This window comes from Streptomyces sp. PKA51 (assembly GCF_057552455.1).
In genome coordinates this window covers 315,441-334,672 of the sequence record NZ_BAAJPZ010000005.1, presented here as the reverse complement: position 1 = coordinate 334,672, position 19,232 = coordinate 315,441, and the positions used below count along the sequence as shown (strand labels likewise).

The window sequence follows — 19,232 nt, the reverse complement described above, 5'->3', positions numbered from 1 at the left end:
CTTGAGGTATGAACGGGCCTGGAGACCCACCTGAGGGCACGCCCGAGGGCCCCCAGGGAGGCGACGAGGAGTACCGATCCGTCGTCTTCGACGAATCGTTCATCCGTGCTGCCCGGCTCCAGGAATTCTCCGCCCGCGAGCGCATGGACGACCACGCGCCCGCCGTCCGCACCCGGCACGCCTGGGCGCGCGTCAGCGCCTCCCGGCAGGTGCTGCTGCTGGTCGTCCTGATCGCCCTGGCCTTCGGCACCGCCGTCTACATGGGCCTGCGCCACCCCTACAAGGAGCCCGGCCCGCCCGCCGCCGAGCCACTGCGCACCGTCCTGGTGCCCCTGGCACCCCACGACGCCGTGCCCGGCGCACCGTCGGCCAAGGAGCTCTTCGACAACAGCCCGGCCACCCGCCTGCGCGACGGCATCGAGGGCATCACCCTTCCGGCCGCACGGCGCACCCAGAATTTCTCCGAGGCCATGGTGATGGCGGCCCTGGCCACGGCCAAGGAGTACGTCGTCAAGTCCGCGCTCGACCCGGGCGTGCTCACCGGCGGCGCCCAGCGCACCGTACGCCTGCTGCTCGCCCCCGCCCAGCTCGACCAGTTCGACCGCAGCTTCGCCCACCCCGCCGACGACGGGCGCAACGCGGCGACCGGCTGGCTGATCCGCTTCGACCCCTCCCAGGTGGCCCTCGCCGACCGCACCATCCGCACCCAGGGCACCTTCGCCATCACCGAGGTCTCCCCGGCCGCGCTGGAGGTCTCCTCGGACCACACCTTCGTCTACGCCGTCCGCCCGGCCACCGGCAAGCCCGACGCCACCTCGCTGTTCACCGTGCGGCGCACGATGCGCTTCCGCTTCGACCGCGACGACCTGCAGGAACACCATGTGCAGGTGCTGCAGAGCGCGGTGCAGGCCGGGCCGCAGTCCTGCAACGCCGACGACGCCGTCTTCCTGCGGCCGCTCTTCGCCGGCCAGAAGGCCGGCGGCGACGGCCCGGCAGGCACCGACCCGTACGCCACCGGCAGCACCGACGGCGCGCTGTGCGGCACGCTGGACGCCGGCGTCCAGCCGTCCCCACCGCGCCACTAGCGCCTGTCCGGCGGATCTTCGTCCGGCCCACCAGGGCGCCCCGAAAGGGGCGCGGGGAACTGCGCGACAAGCCACGACGTGCCCGCAGATGCACCGGTGGCCGGTCGCGCCCACGCGGCGGCAGCCGCAGATCGGCCCAGCCCCGCGCCCCTTACGGGGCGGTCGTCGAGCCGTCGGACGGCGGGCCGGCATCGTCGGGGCCCGCAGGGCCCTTGGCCGGGCCCGCCGGGCCCTTGGCCGGGGCGGCGCGGCCGCCGAAGGTGTCCTTCAGCCGCCCGCCCAGGTCGCCCACGCCACCCGCTATGTCCCGCACGAGCCCCATCAGCGGGTCCTTGCTGGAGCGCACCGACTCGGCGTAGTGGTTCGCCGACTCGCGGAAGGAGTCGGAGACGGAGGTGTCCTTGTCCTCCGAGCGGCGCGGGTAGTGGCCGTCCATGATCCGCTGGTAGTCGCGGCTCTCCGACCAGCGCTTGAGCTCGGCCGCCCGCACGGTGGCGAAGGGATGGCTGCGCGGCAGCATGTTGAGGATCTTCAGCACCGAGTCGCGCACGTCACCGCCGCGCTCGTACTCCTCGGCCTGGGCCAGGAAGGCGTCCACGTTCATCTCGTGCAGGTGGTTGCCGCCGGCCAGCTTCATCAGCATGCGCAGTGCCGCCCGCGGATCCTGGCCCACCAGCAGCCCCGCCCGGTCCGCGGACAGCTCCGACTTGCGGAACCACTCGCGCAACGCGGTGACCAGCGCGTTCACCGCGATGGTGCCCAGTGGTACCCAGGCCACCTTCACCGCGAAGCCGGTCAGGAACAGCAGGATCGTGCGGTAGACGGCGTGGCCGGACAGCGCGTGCCCCACCTCGTGGCCGACCGCCGTGCGCATCTCCTCCTCGTCCAGCAGCTCCACCAGGCCCGTGGTCAGCACGATCACCGGCTCGTCCAGGCCCACGCACATGGCCCCCGGCCGGGGGTCCTGCGTGACGTACATCGGGGGGACCTTCTCCAGGTCCAGGACGTAGCAGGCGTCCAGCAGCATGGTGTGCAGATGCGGGAACTGCTGCTCGCTCACCCGCACCGAGTCCGACAGGTACAACAGGCGCATGCTGCGCTCCGGCAGCAGCCCGCTCAGCGCCTTGAAGGCCACGTCGAAACCGCTCAGCCGGCGCAGCGCCACCAGCGCCGAACGGTCCGCGGGGTGCTCGTACGCCCGGGAGGAGATCCCCGGGAACCGCCTGCGCTGCCCGGCCGGCCCCCGCCCGCCGTCGCCCGCACCCGTGCCGTCGCTCATCGCCGACCCCCTGCCGTCGCCGCTCGGAAAGGCCCTGACCGGCCCGTACCCGACCTGTGGGACCCCAGCCTAGGCGCTGCCGCCGACAGGGCTACGGTGGAGGCATGGCCGACATCAGCCCCGCCCTGCACGGGCTCACCACCCACCCCGCCCTCACCGAGGTCCTCGCCGTCTCGCACGGCGACCAGGGCCCGGGTGCCGTGCTGCGCACCGTCCTGATCGTCGGCATCGTCGGTGTCCCCCTGCTCGCCTGGCTGCTGCTGCGCGGCTACCGCAAGTAGCCCGGCCCCGCGGGCGACGCGCGGAGTCGGCGTGAGCTCGCGGGTGCGCCCCGCTTACGATGTGGCAGAAGTCTCCAACCGACCCCGTCCCGGATAGGTCCTGCCGACGTGAATCTCATCGACGCCCACAGCGCCCTGCTGACCCTCGCCGCAGAGAGCGAGCACGTGGACAACCACAAGAGCATCAGCCCCGCCGTGACCGGTGGCGCCGCCCTCGTCATCCTGCTGCTCCTGCTCTGGATCACCACGCGCTTCAACCGCGACCGCTGATCGCGCCGGTCCCTGGCGTCAACGCATGACGACGCGCCCAGTAGGGTCTGCACGCATGGAAGAGCAGACAGGGCCCGTGAAGCGGCGGCTCGGCGTGATGGGCGGGACGTTCGACCCCATCCACCACGGCCACCTGGTCGCCGCGAGCGAGGTGGCCGCGCAGTTCCACCTCGACGAGGTCGTCTTCGTGCCGACGGGCCAGCCGTGGCAGAAGGGCCACCGCGAGGTCTCCGCGGCCGAGGACCGCTACCTGATGACGGTGATCGCCACCGCCTCCAACCCGCAGTTCTCGGTCAGCCGCATCGACATCGACCGCGGCGGACCCACCTACACCACGGACACCCTGCGGGAACTGCGCGACCTCAACCCCAACTCGGACCTGTTCTTCATCACCGGCGCCGACGCGCTGGCCCAGATCCTGACCTGGCGGAACACCGAGGAGCTCTTCCCGCTGGCCCACTTCATCGGCGTCACCCGGCCCGGCCACATACTGGCCAACCCCGGGCTGCCCGAGGACCGGGTCTCCTTCGTGGAGGTCCCCGCCCTGGCCATCTCCTCCTCCGACTGCCGCGCCCGCGTGGCGCAGGGCGATCCCGTCTGGTACCTGGTGCCCGACGGTGTGGTGCGCTACATCGACAAGCGCAAGCTGTACCGTCACGACGGCTGAGACCCGCACGAACGCCGACTGGGCTCGAGGGGCACTGGTGAACGACCGACAGGACCCGTACGCGTACGACCCGTACGCGTCCCCGGCGACGCCGCCGCAGGTGTACGGCTATGACGCCTACGGCCAACCGGTGTACCGGCCGGACGCCCCCGAGCGCGTGTACGACCAGTACGGGCAGCCCCTGCAGCAGCAGCCGTACGCCTACGACCCGTACGCCGGCGGGCAGCCGCACCCGCAGCCGTCCTACGACACCTACGCCGCCCAGGCTCCCGAGTACCTCGCCCAGCAGAGCCCGAGCCCGCAGGTCCAGCAGGCCCAGCAGACCCAGCAGACCCAGCAGGAGTGGATCCCCCGGCAGGGCGGCCCCGCACCCCAGGACGTGCACCCCGCGCAGGCTCCCGCCGCGCCCCGGGAGCCGGCGGCGCACGGCTCGGTGCCCGAGCCGCGGCCGGCCGCCGAGGAGGCCCCGGACTACCGCACCGAACAGTTCTCCTTCGTCGAGGAGCCGGACGACGGCTCCGAGGACGTCATCGACTGGCTGAAATTCAGCGAGAGCCGCACCGAGCGCCGCGACGAGCGCAAGCGCAAGGGCCGCAACCGCGTCGTCGCCCTCGCGGTGGTGCTCGTCCTCGCCCTCGGCGGCGGCATCGGCTGGTTCCTGCTCTCCGGCGGGGACGACAAGCCGGCCCCCAAGGCCGCCGGCGCGGCGCAGAAGCGCGACGTGATCGTCGTGCACCTGCGGCAGACCAGGGGCGGGGACAGCTCCACCGCCCTGCTGGTCGACAACGAGACCACCAAGAAGGCCACCACCGTCCTGCTGCCCAACTCCCTGGCCCTGGCCAAGGACGGCGGCGGCGCCACCACCCTCGGCAAGGCCGTGCAGGAAGCGGGCACCGGCGGCACCCGGGACGCCCTGAACACCCTGCTGGGCGCCGACATCAAGGGCAGCTGGCGACTGGACACCCCCTACCTGGAGAACCTCGTCGAGCTCGTCGGCGGCATCACCGTCGACACCGACACCGACGTACCCGCCGAGAAGGCCGGCGACCGGCCCCTGGTCACCCGCGGCAGCGGGCAGACCCTCGCCGGCCGGGCGGCCGTCGCCTACGCCACCCACCGCGCCGCCGGCGAGGACCAGAGCCGGCAGCTGGCCCGCTTCGGACAGGTCGTGCAGGCCGTCCTGCGGAAGCTGTCCAGCGACACCAAGGCGGCCACCACCACCGTGGAGTCCCTCGCCCAGATCCCCGACCCCTCCCTGTCCCCGCAGCAGCTCGGCGCCTCGCTCGCGCACCTGGCGGAGAAGGCCAAGACCGGCGCGTACGCCACCGCCGTGCTGCCCGTGCAGCCCGACGGCTCGCTCGCCCAGAAGACGGCCGACAGCATGGTCAAGGACGTCCTCGGCGGCACGGTGAAGAACACCGACAAGAACGCGCCGCCCCGGGTGAGCGTGAAGAACGCCACCGGCTCGGCCGGCGCCGCCACCACGGCCCAGGTCGCGCTCGTCAACGGCGGCTACACCTACGTCGCCGGCGGCACCGCCGGCGCGGCCGAGGGCGCCTCCGCCGTGCTCTACGCCGACGATGCCCGGGCCGCCGAGGCCAAGGAGGTCGCCCGCACCCTCGGCCTGCCGGAGCGGGCCGTCCGCAAGGGCGAGGGCGCCCCCAACGCCGACGTCACAGTGGTGCTGGGCAAGGACTACAAGAGCTGATCCACAGGTCGCCGGCGGCTGATCCACAGGTCGCCGACGGCCGATCCGCGGGCCGTCGGCGGCTTTCGGCCGGGCTTTCGGTCACGCTTTCGATCCGGGGGAAAAGTCCGGGAGTGGCGCGCGTGGGTCGTGAGACCCTGGAGGGGTACTGACCCTCTTGACCGAAAGCATGGCTTGTGACCGCCACCGACCGCTCCATCGAGCTCATCCGGGCCGCCGCCCAGGCCGCCGCCGACAAGCTCGCGCACGATGTCATCGCGTACGACGTCAGCGACGTCCTGTCGATCACCGACGCCTTCCTGCTGGCCTCGGCCCCCAACGACCGCCAGGTCAAGTCCATCGTCGACGAGATCGAGGAGCGGCTGCTGAAGGACCTCGGCGCCAAGCCGGTGCGCCGCGAGGGCGACCGCGACGCCCGCTGGGTCCTGCTGGACTACGTCGACATCGTCGTGCACGTCCAGCACAGCGAGGAGCGCGTCTTCTACGCCCTGGAGCGGCTGTGGAAGGACTGCCCGGAGATCGGGCTGCCCGAGGACGCCGTCGCCACCCGCGGCAAGGCCGACGAGCACGCCCGGATGCAGTCCGCCGAGGCCGGAGTGGACGGAGACCTCAGCTGAACGGCACGGGGGGCGGCCGGGGGCGCCGCATCGTCCTGTGGCGGCACGGCCAGACGTCCTGGAACGTCGAGCGCCGCTTCCAGGGCACCACGGACATCGACCTGACCGACACCGGCCGGGCGCAGGCGCGCCGGGCCGCCCGGCTGCTGGCCGGCCTGCGGCCGCACGCCATCGTCGCCTCCGACCTGCGGCGCGCCCGGGACACCGCCGCCGAGCTCGCGGCCGTCACCGGCCTGCCGGTCTCCGGCCACCCGGAGCTGCGCGAGACGTACGCGGGCGCGTGGCAGGGCCTGACGCACGAGGAGATCGCCGAGCGCTTCGGCGAGCAGTACGCGGCCTGGAAGCGCGGCGAGCCGGTGCGGCGCGGCGGGGGCGAGCTGGAGACCGAGGTCGCCGACCGGGCCGCGCCCGTGGTGCTCTCCCACGCCGACAAGCTGCCGGACGGCGGCACCCTGGTCGTGGTCAGCCACGGCGGCACGATCCGCACCACCATCGGCCGGCTGCTGGGCCTTCAGGCGGGCTCCTGGGAGGCCCTGGGCGGCCTGAGCAACTGCAGCTGGTCCGTGCTGGGCGAGGGTGCGCGGGGCTGGCGCCTGCTGGAGCACAACGCCGGATCGCTGCCGGAGCCGGTGCTGGGCGACGACGACTGAGGAGCCCCCTCGTGGGGCTCCCGGGGCCCGATTTCACATCCGGGCAGGTCGCAGGCTAAAGTTCTTCTTGTTCGCGGGGAACACCGGGGAAAGCCCGGGGGAAACCGAGAACAGCGGGGCTATAGCTCAGTTGGTAGAGCGCCTGCATGGCATGCAGGAGGTCAGGAGTTCAATTCTCCTTAGCTCCACAACCCGATGATCCCGCCTCCCTGATCCAGGGAGGCGGGATTCTTGCTGCTCCCATACCCTTCCGTGGCAGAATCGGACGCCCGGGAACGGACGGGGCCGAAGGGGAGGGAACGGGCTGACCCATGGGTGCTCACAGCCGGAAGTGCGACTGGTGCGGCAGCGGGACGCCGATCGTCCGCGACATGGAGCCGCTCAACTCCGCCTATCAGTACTGGTGCGTCGAGTGCGCGCGGGCGCTGATCATAAAAGGCGACCCGATCGAGGTCTACCGGGAGCTCGAGGGCGAGCCGATCTACGGCCGACTCCTCGACGAACTGTGCACGCTCAAGCGCTTCTACTCCTTCGCGACCGCCTGAACGGCCGGCCGAACAACCCCTCAAAACGGACAAATCGGCCCGCCGGTCGCTCGGCGGGGAATCGATTTGGCGAAAGGGGGGTAGGACCGTGTAATGTTCTGGGTGTCGCCGGGGGAACCGGGCGGCGGGAAAACAGAACAAGGGGCTATAGCTCAGTTGGTAGAGCGCCTGCATGGCATGCAGGAGGTCAGGAGTTCAATTCTCCTTAGCTCCACAGCAAAGAAGCGGGTCATCCGGAAGGATGGCCCGCTTCTTCGTGTGCGGACTTCGCCGCCCGGCCGCCCGGCGTCACCGGAAGCCACCGCCAACTCCCGCCAACCCCCGGTAACCGCAAGGTTGTTGACCGTAAGTTTCTTGATCCCATCTTGACGAACGCATGCCCCAAGGATGAACGGTTCGTCGACAGAGTGACGTGACCGTTCACTCTCAGGGGGTTCCATGAGATCAAGCCGCTCACGGGCACGTGCCGGACTGTCCCTGGCCGCGGCCCTGCCGCTGGTCGCGGGGGCGCTCGCGCTCGCCGGGCCGGCCGCCCAGGCGCAGGCCGACTCCACGCCGCACGACCGCCAGTCGCTGGTGGGCACCAAGCCCGAGTGGGCGACCGCCGGCGCGGACCAGGGCGCCACGGCCGCTTCCCGGGCCGTCACCGCCCGGGTCTACCTGGCCGGCCGGGACGCCGACGGCCTGGCCGCCTACGCCCGGGCCGTCTCCGACCCGAAGTCCGCCTCCTACGGCAAGTACTTGACCGCGCAGCAGGCGAAGGAACGATTCGGCGCGACGCGGGCCCAGATAGCCGAGGTCACCGCGTGGCTGAAGTCCTCCGGCCTCACGGTGACCGCGAGCAACGACCACTACCTCACGGTGTCCGGTGACGCCGCCGCCGCCCGCAAGGCGTTCGGCACCGAGCTGCACGACTACGTCAAGGACGGCAAGACCTACCACGCGCCCTCGCGGACGGCCTCCGTACCGGCCTCCCTGCACGGCGCCGTGCTGACCGTCGTGGGCCTGAACAACGCGCCCCGGCTGGCCCACCACCAGGACACCCTGCCCGGCCCGAGTGCGGCCTTCCGCAATGCCGGCCCCTTCTCGACCTACTACGGCTCGAACGTCAACAACGACCTGCCCGCCGCCTACGGCTCCCACGCGCCGTACGCGATCAAGGGCTACACCGGCAAGCAGCTGCGCGCCGCGTACGGGGCGAAGAACTTCACCGGCAAGGGCGTGACCGTCGCGATCACCGACGCCTTCGCCTCCCCGACGATCGTCAAGGACATCGAGCAGTACGCCAAGCGCAACGGAGACAAGGCGTACCGCAAGGGCCAGTTCTCCCAGGTGCTGCCCGCCGACTACACGCACACCAAGCCCGACGAGTGCGACGCGGCCGGCTGGTACGGCGAGGAGACCCTCGACATCGAGGCCGTGCACGCCGTGGCCCCGGACGCCGGCATCGTCTACGTGGCCGGCTCCTCCTGCCAGGACGACGACCTGATCGACTCCCTGCGCAAGATCGTCGACGGCCGGCTCGCCGACATCGTCTCCAACTCCTGGGGCGACATCGAGACCAACGAGACCCCGGACGTCGCCGCCGCCTACGACCAGATCTTCCAGCAGGGCGCGGTCGAGGGCATCGGCTTCTACTTCTCCTCCGGCGACGACGGCGACAACACCGTCAAGCACGGCGTGAAGCAGGTCGACACCCCCGCGAACTCCCCGTGGGTCACCTCCGTCGGCGGCACCTCGCTCGCCGTCGGCAAGGGCGACAAGTACTTGTGGGAGACCGGCTGGGGCACCCACAAGGCCCCGCTGTCGAAGGACGGCCACAGCTGGGACGGCTTCCCCGGCGCCTTCACCGGCGGCGCGGGCGGCGGCACCAGCAAGGTCTTCGAGCAGCCCTTCTACCAGCGCGGCGTCGTCCCCGACGCGCTGTCCAAGGCCAACGGCACCACCAAGCCGATGCGCGTCGAGCCCGACATCGCGGCCGTCGCCGACTCCAGCACCGGTTTCCTGGTCGGCCAGACCCAGACCTTCCCGGACGGCAAGGTGGCCTACGACGAGTACCGCATCGGCGGCACCTCGCTCGCCGCGCCCGTGATCGCCGGCGTCCAGGCGCTCGCCCAGCAGGCCCGCCACGGCGTGCCCATCGGCTTCGCCAACCCCGCGATCTACGACCGCTACGGCACCGCCGCCTACCACGACGTCACCGACCACCCGCTGGGCCGCGGCCAGGGCCTGGGCGTCGTACGCGTCGACTACGCCAACGGCGTGGACGCCAAGGGCGGCCTCCTCACCTCCCTGCGCAGCCTGGGCGGCGACACCTCGCTGTCGGCGACCTCCGGCTACGACAACGTCACCGGCGTCGGCTCCCCGGCCGACGACTACGTGACCTCGTACATCCCGCGCAGCGGGCGCTGAGGCCGCCCGGGGCCCGGGGACCGCACCCTCTCCTTCGGTGCGGGCCCCGGGCCCCCTGGGGTAACCTGGGCCCATGCGTGCCGTACGCCTTCTGCTTAGCGAGCCGCGCTGATCAGTACCGACCCCGCGGGTCGGCATCGGCGCGGCATCCCCTCCTGTGCGAGGGGTTTTTTCATTTGCGGCCAGCGAGCCGCAGGCAGAGGGCGAAGACGACGATCGATGGAGCTTAGAGGACGATGAGCGAGACCCCCACCGCCGCCGAGGTGGCAGCCCCGCACCGCTACACGGCCGCGCTGGCCGCCGACATCGAGGCACGCTGGCAGGACTTCTGGGACGCGAACGGCACGTACCACGCGCCCAACCCCAGCGGCGAGCTGGCGGGCGACGAGGCGGCCGCGGAGATCGCCGCCCGGCCGCACAAGTTCGTCATGGACATGTTCCCGTATCCGTCGGGTGCGGGCCTGCACGTCGGTCACCCGCTGGGCTACATCGCCACCGACGTCTACGCGCGCTACCACCGCATGACGGGCCACAACGTCCTGCACACCCTCGGCTTCGACGCCTTCGGCCTGCCCGCCGAGCAGTACGCCGTGCAGACCGGCACCCACCCGCGGGTGTCCACCGAGGCCAACATCGAGAACATGAAGGCGCAGCTGCGGCGGCTGGGCCTGGGCCACGACAAGCGCCGGTCGTTCGCCACGATCGACCCGGAGTACTACAAGTGGACCCAGTGGATCTTCCTGCAGATCTTCAACTCCTGGTACGACCCGGAGGCGAAGAAGGCCCGGCCCATCGCCGAGCTGATCGCGCAGTTCGAGAGCGGGGAGCGCGCCACGCCCGACGGGCGCCCCTGGAATGAGCTGAGCGCCGTCGAGCGCGCCGACGTGCTGGGCGAGTACCGCCTGGCGTACGCCTCCGACGCGCCCGTCAACTGGTGCCCCGGCCTGGGCACCGTACTGGCCAACGAGGAGGTCACCGCCGACGGCCGCTCCGAGCGCGGCAACTTCCCCGTCTTCAAGTCCAAGCTGCGCCAGTGGAACATGCGCATCACCGCCTACGCGGACCGCCTGCTGGAGGACCTGGACGCCCTGGACTGGCCCGAGGCCATCAAGCTGCAGCAGCGCAACTGGATCGGCCGCAGCGAGGGCGCCCGCGTCGACTTCGCCATCGACGGCACCCCCGGCGCCACGGCCACGGTCTTCACCACCCGCCAGGACACCCTCTTCGGCGCCACCTACCTGGTGCTGGCCCCCGAGCACCCGCTGGTCGTCACCGACGACCACGGCGTGATCCCCGCCGCCTGGCCGCAGGGCACCCACGAGGACTGGACCGGCGGGCACGCCACCCCGGCCGAGGCCGTCGCCGCCTACCGCAAGGAGGCCGCCGCCAAGTCCGACGTCGAGCGGCAGGCCGACGCCAAGGAGAAGACCGGCGTCTTCACCGGCGCGTACGCCGTCAACCCCGTCAACGGCGAGCGCATCCCCGTCTTCGTCGCCGACTACGTCCTGATGGGCTACGGCACCGGCGCCATCATGGCCGTCCCCGCCCACGACAGCCGCGACTTCGCCTTCGCCCGCGCCTTCGACCTGCCGATGCGCTGCGTCGTGCAGCCCGCGGACGACCGCGGCACCGACCCCTCGACGTGGGCCGACTCCTTCGACTCCTACGACGCCGAGATCATCAACTCGGCCGGCGAGGGCGTCTCCCTGAACGGCCTGCGCGTCCCCGAGGCCAAGACGGCCATGGCCCAGTGGCTGACCGAGCGCGGCATCGGCGAGGCCACCGTCAACTTCCGCCTGCGCGACTGGCTCTTCAGCCGCCAGCGCTACTGGGGCGAGCCCTTCCCGATCGTCTACGACGAGGACGGCGTCGCCCACGCCCTGCCCGAGTCGATGCTGCCGCTGGAGCTGCCGGAGGTCGAGGACTACGCGCCGCGCACCTTCGAGCCGGACGACGCCGACACCCGGCCGGAGACCCCGCTCTCGCGCAACGAGGAGTGGGTCAACGTCGAGCTGGACCTCGGCGACGGCCCCAAGACGTACCGCCGCGAGACCAACACCATGCCCAACTGGGCCGGTTCCTGCTGGTACGAACTGCGCTACCTGGACCCGCACAACAGCGAGCGCCTGGTCGACCCCGACGCCGAGCGCTACTGGATGGGCCCGGCCGAGGGCAAGCCGCACGGCGGCGTCGACCTGTACGTCGGCGGTGCCGAGCACGCGGTGCTGCACCTGCTGTACGCCCGCTTCTGGTCGAAGATCCTCTTCGACCTGGGCCACATCTCCTCGGCCGAGCCGTTCCACAAGCTCTTCAACCAGGGCATGATCCAGGCGTACGTCTACCGCGACGCCCGCGGCATCGCCGTGCCCGCCGCCGAGATCGAGGAGGCCGACGGCGCGTACCACTACAAGGGCGAGAAGGTCTCCCGCCTGCTCGGCAAGATGGGCAAGTCCCTGAAGAACGCCGTCACGCCGGACGAGATCTGCGCCGAGTACGGCGCCGACACCCTGCGCCTGTACGAGATGGCGATGGGCCCCCTGGACGTCTCCCGCCCCTGGGACACCCGCGCCGTCGTCGGCCAGTACCGCCTGCTGCAGCGCCTGTGGCGCAACGTGGTCGACGAGACCACCGGCGAGGTCACCGTCGTCGACGCCGAGCCCGACGAGGCCACGCTGCGCGCCCTGCACAAGGCCATCGACGGCGTCGGCCAGGACCTGGCGAACCTGCGCTTCAACACCGCCATCGCCAAGGTGACCGAGCTGAACAACTTCGTCACCAAGCTGAGCGAGGTGCCGCGTTCGGTGGCCGAGCGGATGGTCCTGCTCGTCGCCCCGCTGGCCCCGCACATCGCCGAGGAGCTGTGGCGCCGGCTGGGCCACGAGGAGTCGGTCGTCCACCAGCCCTTCCCGGTCGCCGACCCCGCCTACCTGGTCGCCGACACCGTCACCTGCGTCGTGCAGATCAAGGGCAAGGTCAAGGCCCGCCTGGAGGTCGCCCCGTCGATCTCCGACGAGGAGTTGGAGCGGACCGCCCTGGCCGACCCGGCGGTCGTCGCCGCCCTGGGCGGTGCCGGCATCCGCAAGGTGATCGTGCGCGCACCGAAGCTCGTGAACATCGTCCCTGCGTGACGCGTTAAGGGTTCTTCCCTACGGGCAGGTTGGGGGTTCTTCCGGAACCCCCGACCTGCCCGCTGCGTTTACGGTGGAAAGGTACGGGCGCCGCCCCCGCCCGTCGCCTACCCGAGGAGCGTATTCATGGAAGCCGCCGCCGCGATCTTCGCCGTGATCAGTGCGCTCGTCGTGGCGTTCGTGGTCATCGCCGTGATCAGGGCGGTACGGGCGGTCAAACGCGGCGTCGACCGCACCGTCACCCAGGCACGGCGCACGGTGGAGGACACCCGGCTCAAGGCCCGCCGCTACGGCCTGCCCGGCCCCGCGGGCGAGGTCGCCGAACTGCGGCTGTCCCTGCGCACCTCCCTGCGCGCAACGCAGGAGGTCCTGCGCGCCGGCGCCCGGGACGACGCCTCCCTCACCGAATCCCTGGCCCTCTTCGAGCGACTGAGCGCCCACGGCCGCGAGCTCGACGAGGACTTGCGCAAGCTGGAGGACGAACCCGGCAGGGACCGCATCATCGCCTGCCTCCCGGAGCTGCGCGAGCGCACGGAGCGCATCACCCACTCGGCCGACTCCCTCCGCTGGGCGGCCCAGGACCGCGCCCGCCGCTTCGGCGCCGACGACCTCGACGCACTGAGCGAACAGATCCGTATGGAGGCGGGCGCCCTGCGCCACTGGGAGGAGGAGCCGCCGGGAAGCGGAGGCCCGGGGGCGGCCGGCGGGGTCGACCGCAGCGCCGGGGCTTCACCGAGCGGCAGGCCCGGCAAGGCTTCCGGGGCCGCCGGCGCCGGTGAGGTCGGTGGTGCCTCCGGGGTGGGGGTCGGCGGTGCTTCCGGTGCGGGCAGTGCCGGTGCTTCCGGGGCAAGTGGGGCGTCCCGGACCGCCGGTGCTGCGGGGACCGTCGGCGCCGCCGCGGGCGCCGGGCCGGCCGGATCCGCCGGGTCCGCCGCCCGGTCGGGCGGGCCGGCCGGGCCCGGCGAGGGCCACGCCTCCGGCGAGGGGCCGGAGGGCCGGGACGGCGCGCGGCCCGCGCTCGAAGGCCGCACCGACCGGTGGAAACCGGGGTATCCCTGGGAGAAGGCGATCCGTCGCCGGGAGAACACGGCCTGAGCCCAGCCGCAGGCGCCCCCGCAGGCGCCCCCGCGGTCGAACCCGCAGGTGAAGCCGCTCTGCCGCGGGAGCGGCTCGGCGGGTAACCTCCGGGGCATGTCCCGCCACGTCGCCATCATCACCGATTCCACGGCCTACCTGCCCCGCCAGGCGATGGAGCGGCACAGCATCACCGCCGTACCGCTGACGGTCGTCCTGGGCGACGAGGCGCTGGAGGAGGGCACCGAGGTCTCGGCCCGGTCGGTGGCCCAGGCCCTCGCCAAGCGCCGGCCCGTCACCACGTCGCGGCCCGCGCCGGAGGACTTCGCCGCGGCCTATCGCGCGGCCGCCGAGAACGGCGCGGACGGCATCGTCTCCCTGCACCTGTCGGCGGAGTTCTCGGGCACGTACGACGCGGCGGTGCTCGCGGCGCGGGAGGCGCCCGTGCCGGTCCGGGTCGTGGACACCGGCATGGTCGCGATGGCGCTCGGCTTCTGCGCCCTGGCCGCGGCCGAGACGGCCCGGGCGGGCGGTTCGCTCGACGAGATCGTCGCGGCGGCGGAGAAGCGCGCGCAGGGCACGGCCGCCTACTTCTACGTGGACACCCTCGACTACCTGCGGCGCGGCGGCCGCATCGGCGCCGCGCAGGCGCTGCTGGGCTCGGCGCTCGCCGTCAAGCCGCTGCTGCAGCTGGACGGCGGCCGCATCGAACTGCGGGAGAAGGTGCGCACGGCGGCCAGGGCGATCGCCCGGCTGGAGGAGATCGTGGTGGAGCGCACGGGGACCGCGCCCGCCGACATCGCCGTCCACCACCTGGCCGCCCCCGAGCGGGCCGCCGAGCTGGCCGAACGGCTGCGGGAGCGGGTGCCGGGGCTGCTGGAGCTGCACGTGAGCGAGGTCGGCGCGGTGATCGGGGCCCACACGGGGCCGGGGTTGCTGGGTGTGGTGGTCTCACCGAGGTAGGGCGGCATTCCGGTCATCTCGTGCTGCCCGTGAGGGTGACGAGATTTTCCCCAAGGGGCCGGTTTTCCACCGGAATTGAGGCTGCCCGGCGGCGATCCGGCGATCGGGCTACGGTCCCGCGTCATGGCCGATCGCTCACGCACAGTAACCGCGCCTGCATCCGCGCCCGCACCTGCATCCTCGTCCTCGACGCGCCCCATGCCTGTGTCCGCTGCCGCTCCGGCGGCCGCCGTGGACCGCGGGCTGGGTTCGCTGCGTGACCGCGTCGCCGCCGCCTCGCCGCCGAACGCTCCCGCGCGGCCGCGCCGGGACTGGCGTGGCGCGGTCCGTGACCGGCTGCCGGTGTGGCTGCAGGTGCGGTGCGGCATCGAGCCCAGGACGCTCGCGGCACTGGCGGTCGTGCTGGTGGCGGCCGTCGGTCTGGCGGTGCACCACTTCTGGTCCGGGCGACCGCACGAGGTCCATGCGCCGCAGCGGGAGGATGCGCCTGCTGCCGGGGCCGCCCCGCCGGACCGGCCCGCACCGCCCCGACCGGTCGCCGGGACGTCTGCCGGGCCGCCGTCCCCGCCGGTGCGGGGCGGGCCCGGCATGCGGGACGTGGTGGTCGACGTCGCCGGCAAGGTGCGGCAGCCCGGGGTGCGCCGTCTGCCGGCCGGATCCCGGGTGGAGGACGCGCTGGAGGCCGCCGGGGGAGTGCGCCCCGGGACGGACACCTCCGGCCTGAACCGGGCCCGGGTGCTGGTCGACGGCGAGCTGATCCAGGTGGGCGCCGGCCCGGGTGCCGCGCCGCCGCCGGGCGGGCCTGCCGCGGGCACCGCACCGGGCGCCGCCGCGGGGCCCGTCAGCCTGAACTCCGCGACGGCCCAGCAGCTGGAGGCCCTCCCGGGCGTCGGGCCCGTCCTGGCCCGGCACATCGTGGACTACCGCGACCAGCACGGCGGCTTCCGCTCGGTCGCCGATCTCCAGCACGTCACCGGCATCGGTGCCCGCCGCTTCGCCGACCTCAAGCCCCTGGTCCAGCCGTGACCGGCACCGCCGTGGACCGCGAAGCGCGGGCGCCCGGGCCCGCCGAGGGGCCGCCCGACCTGCGCCTGGTGGTCCCCGCACTCGCCACGTGGGGCGCGGCGGCGATCTGCCTGACGGCGGACGCCCCGGTGGCCTGGGCGATGTGCGCGGGCGCCGTGGTCGCCGCGGGGAGCCTCGCCCTGGCCGTCCGCGTCCTGGCCGCCCGCGCCCGGGCCCGGCGCGTGCCGGAGGCAGGGCGGCCGCGCGCAGCTGCAGTGGCCGCAGCGGTGGCGGCCGCGCTGCTGTGCGCCGCGGCCGGGGCGGCGGTGGGCGGGCTGGCGGGCGCGCAGACACGGCGCGGGCCGCTCCCGCAGCTGGCGCGGCAGTACGCGCGGGTCACCGTCGAGGCGACCGTCACCGGGGACCCCCGGGCCACCCGGCCGCGGGCGGGTGGTGCCGCACAGGCGGCGCCCGCCGTGGTGCTGGAGGCCGAGGCGACCCGCGTGGTCACCGCGCAGGGCACCGTGACGGCCGTGCGCACCCCCGCCCTGCTGATGGCCCGTCAATCATGGCTGGGGCTCCTGCCGTCCACCCGGGTGCGTGCCGAGGGCCGGCTCGCGCCGCCCACCCGGGAGGGCGACCGCATGGCGGCCGTCCTGCGGGTCAGGGGCGACGGGCCGCCGCAGATCCTGATGGGGCCGTCCGCGGTCCAGCGGTTCGCGGGCCGGCTGAGGGCGGGCCTGCGCACGGCGTCGGACGGGCTGGCCCCGGACGCCCGCGCCCTGCTGCCGGGCCTGGTCGTCGGCGACACCTCACGCGTGCCGGCCGAGCTGGACGAGGCCTTCCGGGCCACGGATCTGGCTCACCTTCTGGCCGTTTCCGGAGGCAACCTCGCTGTCCTCCTGGTGCTCCTGACCGGACCACCGCACCTCGCCGCCCGCGCCGAGCGGCGCGGGCTCGCGGGCCGGCTGGGGATTCCGCTGCGGCCGACCGCGGTGCTGGGCGGCGGGCTCGTGCTCGGCTTCGTTCTCGTCTGCCGCCCGGGCCCGAGCGTGCTGCGGGCCGCCGCCTGCGGCCTGATCACCCTGCTCGCCCTCGCCACGGGCCGCAGGCGCAGCCTGCTCCCGGCCCTGGCCGCGGCGGTCGTGCTGCTGGTGCTGTACGACCCCTGGCTCGCCCGCGACTACGGCTTCCTGCTCTCCGTGCTGGCCACCGGCGCCCTGCTCACCCTCGCCCCGCGCTGGAGCGGCGCCCTGCGGCGCCGCGGCGTGCCGTCCCGGATCGCCGAGGCCCTGGCGGCGGCGGGCGCCGCCCAGGCCGTGTGCGCCCCCGTGCTGGCCGTCCTGGCGGCCCGGGTGAGCCTGGTGGCGGTGCCCTGCAACCTGCTGGCCGAGCCGGCGGTCGCCCCGGCCACCGTCCTGGGCTTCGCCGTCCTGGCCACCGCCCCGCTGGCCATGCCGGTCGCCGAGCAGCTCGCCCGCCTGGCCGGCTGGCCGGTGCTGTGGACGGCCGCCGTGGCCCGGACGGGGGCCGGGCTGCCGGGCGCCGGGGTGCCGTGGCCGGGCGGGTGGGCCGGTGCTCTCGCGCTCGCCGCGGTGACGACCGTCGCGGCGCTGCTGGCGCCCCGGCTGCTCCGGCGGCCCTGGGCCTGCGCGGCCTGCGCGCTGCTGCTCCTGCTCGCCGTCCTGCGCCCCGCCCCGCTGGAGAGGGCCGTCACCGGCTGGCCGCCGCCCGGCTGGCGGCTGGTGGCCTGCGACGTCGGCCAAGGGGACGCACTCGCCCTTGCCGCCGGCCCGCATACGGCCGTCGTCGTCGACGCCGGCCCCGAACCGCAGGCCGTCGACCGCTGCCTGCGCGACCTGGACGTCGACACCGTGCCGCTCCTGCTGCTGACCCACTTCCACGCCGACCACGTGGACGGCCTGCCCGGAGTGCTGCACGGGAGGGCGGTCGGCGCCGTCGAGACGACGGCCTTCGCCGACCCGCCGGGGCGGGCGGCCTTCGTCGCCCGCGAGGCCGCCCGGGCCCGGGTGCCCGTCGTCGAAGCCGTGCCGGGGGAGCGGCGCCACTGGGGAGAGCTGTCCTGGGAGGTGCTGTGGCCACCGGCCGCCGGGACGTCCGCCGTGGCCGAGGACGGCCCCAACGACGCCAGCGTCGTGCTGCTCGTCCGCAGCTTCGGGCTCACGCTCCTGTTGCTGGGCGACCTGGAGCCGCCCGCACAGCAGGAGTTGTGGGAGACCCACCCCGGCCTGCCGCCCGTGGACGTCGTCAAAGTGGCCCACCACGGCTCCGCCCACCAGGACCCCCGCCTCCTTGCCGGGCTCGCCCCGCGCCTGGCCCTGATCTCGGTGGGCACCGGCAACCCCTACGGGCACCCGGCCGACCGCACGGTACGGGCGCTGCGCGAGCGCGGCACGGTCGTCCTGCGCACCGACACCGGCGGGGCCCTCGCCGTCACCGGCCCGGCGACGGCGGCGACGAGCGGCCGCGCCCGCCGGCGGCGCCGGGACCCCGCGTCCGGACCGTTCCTGACGGGGGATAGAAAGCTGCCATGCACACAACTGCCATGCAAACAACGGATACGGACGCCTACCTCGGGCGCATCGGGGCCCGCCGCCCGGTCGCCCCCACCCTCGAGGCGCTGCGCGAGCTGCACCTGCGCCACGTGATCGCGGTGCCCTTCGAGAACCTCTCCATCCATCTGGGAGAGGAGATCGCCCTGGAGGGCGCGGCCCTGGTCGACAAGGTGGTGCGGCGGGCGCGGGGCGGCTTCTGCTACGAGCTCAACGGTGCCTTCGCCGAACTGCTGACGGCACTCGGCTACCGGGTGAGCCTGCTCGCGGGCCGGGTGGCGGACCCGCAGGGACGCTTCGGCATTCCCTTCGACCACATGGCCCTGCAGGTGGACATCGAGGGAAACGAGAAGGAAGGGGAGGAGGGGGCGGGGGAGTCGTTCCTGGTGGACGTCGGCTTCGGCCGCAACAGCCAGGTGCCGCTGCGCCTGGCCGAGCGCGGCGAGCAGGCGGACCCGTCGGGGGTGTTCCGGATCGTGGAGACGCAGGAGGGTGACCTGGACGTCGTCAGGAACGGGGAGGTGCAGTACCGCCTGGAGCGGCGGCCGCGGGAGCTGGCCGACTTCGAGGGCGGCAGCTGGTGGCACCGTACGTCGCCGCAGTCGCCGTTCACCCGGTCGGTGCTGTGCTCCCGGCCGACCGGTTCGGGCGGGCGGATCACCCTCGCCGGACGGACGCTGATCACCTCCGGCCCCGGTGGCCGGGAGGAGAGGACGCTGACCGATCAGGAGCTGCTGCCCGCCTACCGGGAGCACTTCGGCATCGAACTGGAGCGGATACCGGAGGTCCGCCCCCTGGCCTAGGGGGCGCCCCGCAGGGGCGCGGGGAACTGCGCGATCGGCCACCGACGGCCCGCAGTCGACGCGCCACCCCGAGGCCCGGTCACAGCACAGCCCCCGTCCGCGGGCGCGCCGTGACTTGTCGCGCCCACGCGGCGGCAGCCGCAGATCGACAACGCCCCGCGCCCCTACGGGG

16 protein-coding genes and 2 tRNA genes are annotated in these 19,232 nt (G+C 73.5%); 17 read left to right on the top strand and 1 reads right to left on the bottom strand.

Annotated elements, in window-relative coordinates; all coding sequences use genetic code 11:
- Nucleotides 1-8: 8 nt before the first annotated feature.
- A complete protein-coding gene (locus AC27L3_RS10915) occupies nt 9-1,085 on the top strand; it encodes an SCO2583 family membrane protein (RefSeq protein ID WP_487233795.1) in 1,077 nt (358 codons plus the stop codon).
- 151 nt (nt 1,086-1,236) lie between these two features.
- Here the strand turns inward: AC27L3_RS10915 and AC27L3_RS10910 are convergent, their stop codons facing one another.
- Nucleotides 1,237-2,364: a M48 family metallopeptidase gene (locus AC27L3_RS10910; protein ID WP_487233794.1), complete on the bottom strand. Its 1,128-nt coding sequence runs from the start codon at nt 2,362-2,364 to the stop codon at nt 1,237-1,239.
- A gap of 104 nt (nt 2,365-2,468) precedes the next feature.
- Here AC27L3_RS10910 and AC27L3_RS10905 point away from each other — a divergent pair, with 104 nt between their 5' ends.
- The 16 genes from AC27L3_RS10905 (at nt 2,469) to AC27L3_RS10830 (ending at nt 19,060) form a co-directional block, all read left to right on the top strand.
- Nucleotides 2,469-2,645, top strand: a complete 177-nt coding sequence (locus AC27L3_RS10905; RefSeq protein WP_487233888.1) for a hypothetical protein — start codon at nt 2,469-2,471, stop codon at nt 2,643-2,645.
- Between the two features lie 108 nt (nt 2,646-2,753).
- Entirely contained in the window at nt 2,754-2,915 is a 162-nt protein-coding gene (locus AC27L3_RS10900) for a hypothetical protein (RefSeq protein ID WP_344434616.1), read from the top strand.
- Nucleotides 2,916-2,970: 55 nt separating this feature from the next.
- Nucleotides 2,971-3,582 carry a nicotinate-nucleotide adenylyltransferase gene (gene nadD / locus AC27L3_RS10895; RefSeq protein ID WP_487233793.1) on the top strand — a complete coding sequence of 204 codons (612 nt, stop codon included), beginning with the start codon at nt 2,971-2,973 and terminating at the stop codon, nt 3,580-3,582.
- 37 nt (nt 3,583-3,619) lie between these two features.
- On the top strand, nt 3,620-5,290 hold the full coding sequence (locus AC27L3_RS10890) for an LCP family protein (RefSeq protein ID WP_487233792.1): 1,671 nt from the start codon (nt 3,620-3,622) through the stop codon (nt 5,288-5,290).
- Between the two features lie 176 nt (nt 5,291-5,466).
- Complete coding sequence (gene rsfS, locus AC27L3_RS10885) at nt 5,467-5,907, top strand: ribosome silencing factor (protein WP_487233791.1); 441 nt, start codon at nt 5,467-5,469, stop codon at nt 5,905-5,907.
- A complete protein-coding gene (locus tag AC27L3_RS10880) occupies nt 5,904-6,557 on the top strand; it encodes a histidine phosphatase family protein (protein WP_487233881.1) in 654 nt (217 codons plus the stop codon). Before rsfS ends, AC27L3_RS10880 begins: the two co-directional genes overlap by 4 nt.
- Nucleotides 6,558-6,672: 115 nt before the next feature.
- A tRNA-Ala gene (locus AC27L3_RS10875) sits at nt 6,673-6,745 on the top strand.
- A gap of 123 nt (nt 6,746-6,868) precedes the next feature.
- A complete protein-coding gene (locus AC27L3_RS10870; protein ID WP_344434295.1) occupies nt 6,869-7,102 on the top strand; it encodes a hypothetical protein in 234 nt (77 codons plus the stop codon).
- Nucleotides 7,103-7,243: 141 nt separating this feature from the next.
- Nucleotides 7,244-7,316 (top strand) — tRNA-Ala (locus AC27L3_RS10865).
- A 224-nt stretch (nt 7,317-7,540) separates the two neighbouring features.
- On the top strand, nt 7,541-9,514 hold the full coding sequence (locus tag AC27L3_RS10860; RefSeq protein ID WP_487233790.1) for a S53 family peptidase: 1,974 nt from the start codon (nt 7,541-7,543) through the stop codon (nt 9,512-9,514).
- Nucleotides 9,515-9,750: 236 nt separating this feature from the next.
- On the top strand, nt 9,751-12,642 hold the full coding sequence (leuS, locus tag AC27L3_RS10855; RefSeq protein WP_487233789.1) for a leucine--tRNA ligase: 2,892 nt from the start codon (nt 9,751-9,753) through the stop codon (nt 12,640-12,642).
- 126 nt (nt 12,643-12,768) lie between these two features.
- Nucleotides 12,769-13,737, top strand: a complete 969-nt coding sequence (locus AC27L3_RS10850) for a hypothetical protein (protein ID WP_487233788.1) — start codon at nt 12,769-12,771, stop codon at nt 13,735-13,737.
- Between the two features lie 96 nt (nt 13,738-13,833).
- Nucleotides 13,834-14,679, top strand: coding sequence for a DegV family protein (locus AC27L3_RS10845; RefSeq protein WP_487233787.1), 846 nt, complete (start codon nt 13,834-13,836; stop codon nt 14,677-14,679).
- Between the two features lie 198 nt (nt 14,680-14,877).
- Nucleotides 14,878-15,705: a ComEA family DNA-binding protein gene (locus tag AC27L3_RS10840; RefSeq protein ID WP_487233786.1), complete on the top strand. Its 828-nt coding sequence runs from the start codon at nt 14,878-14,880 to the stop codon at nt 15,703-15,705.
- The gene (locus AC27L3_RS10835) at nt 15,702-18,353 is read left to right on the top strand and encodes a ComEC/Rec2 family competence protein (RefSeq protein WP_487233785.1); all 2,652 of its coding nucleotides are present in this window, start codon (nt 15,702-15,704) and stop codon (nt 18,351-18,353) included. Before AC27L3_RS10840 ends, AC27L3_RS10835 begins: the two co-directional genes overlap by 4 nt.
- Nucleotides 18,251-19,060 carry an arylamine N-acetyltransferase family protein gene (locus AC27L3_RS10830; RefSeq protein ID WP_487233784.1) on the top strand — a complete coding sequence of 270 codons (810 nt, stop codon included), beginning with the start codon at nt 18,251-18,253 and terminating at the stop codon, nt 19,058-19,060. The genes AC27L3_RS10835 and AC27L3_RS10830 overlap by 103 nt, the downstream gene beginning before the upstream one ends.
- Nucleotides 19,061-19,232 lie beyond the last annotated feature (172 nt).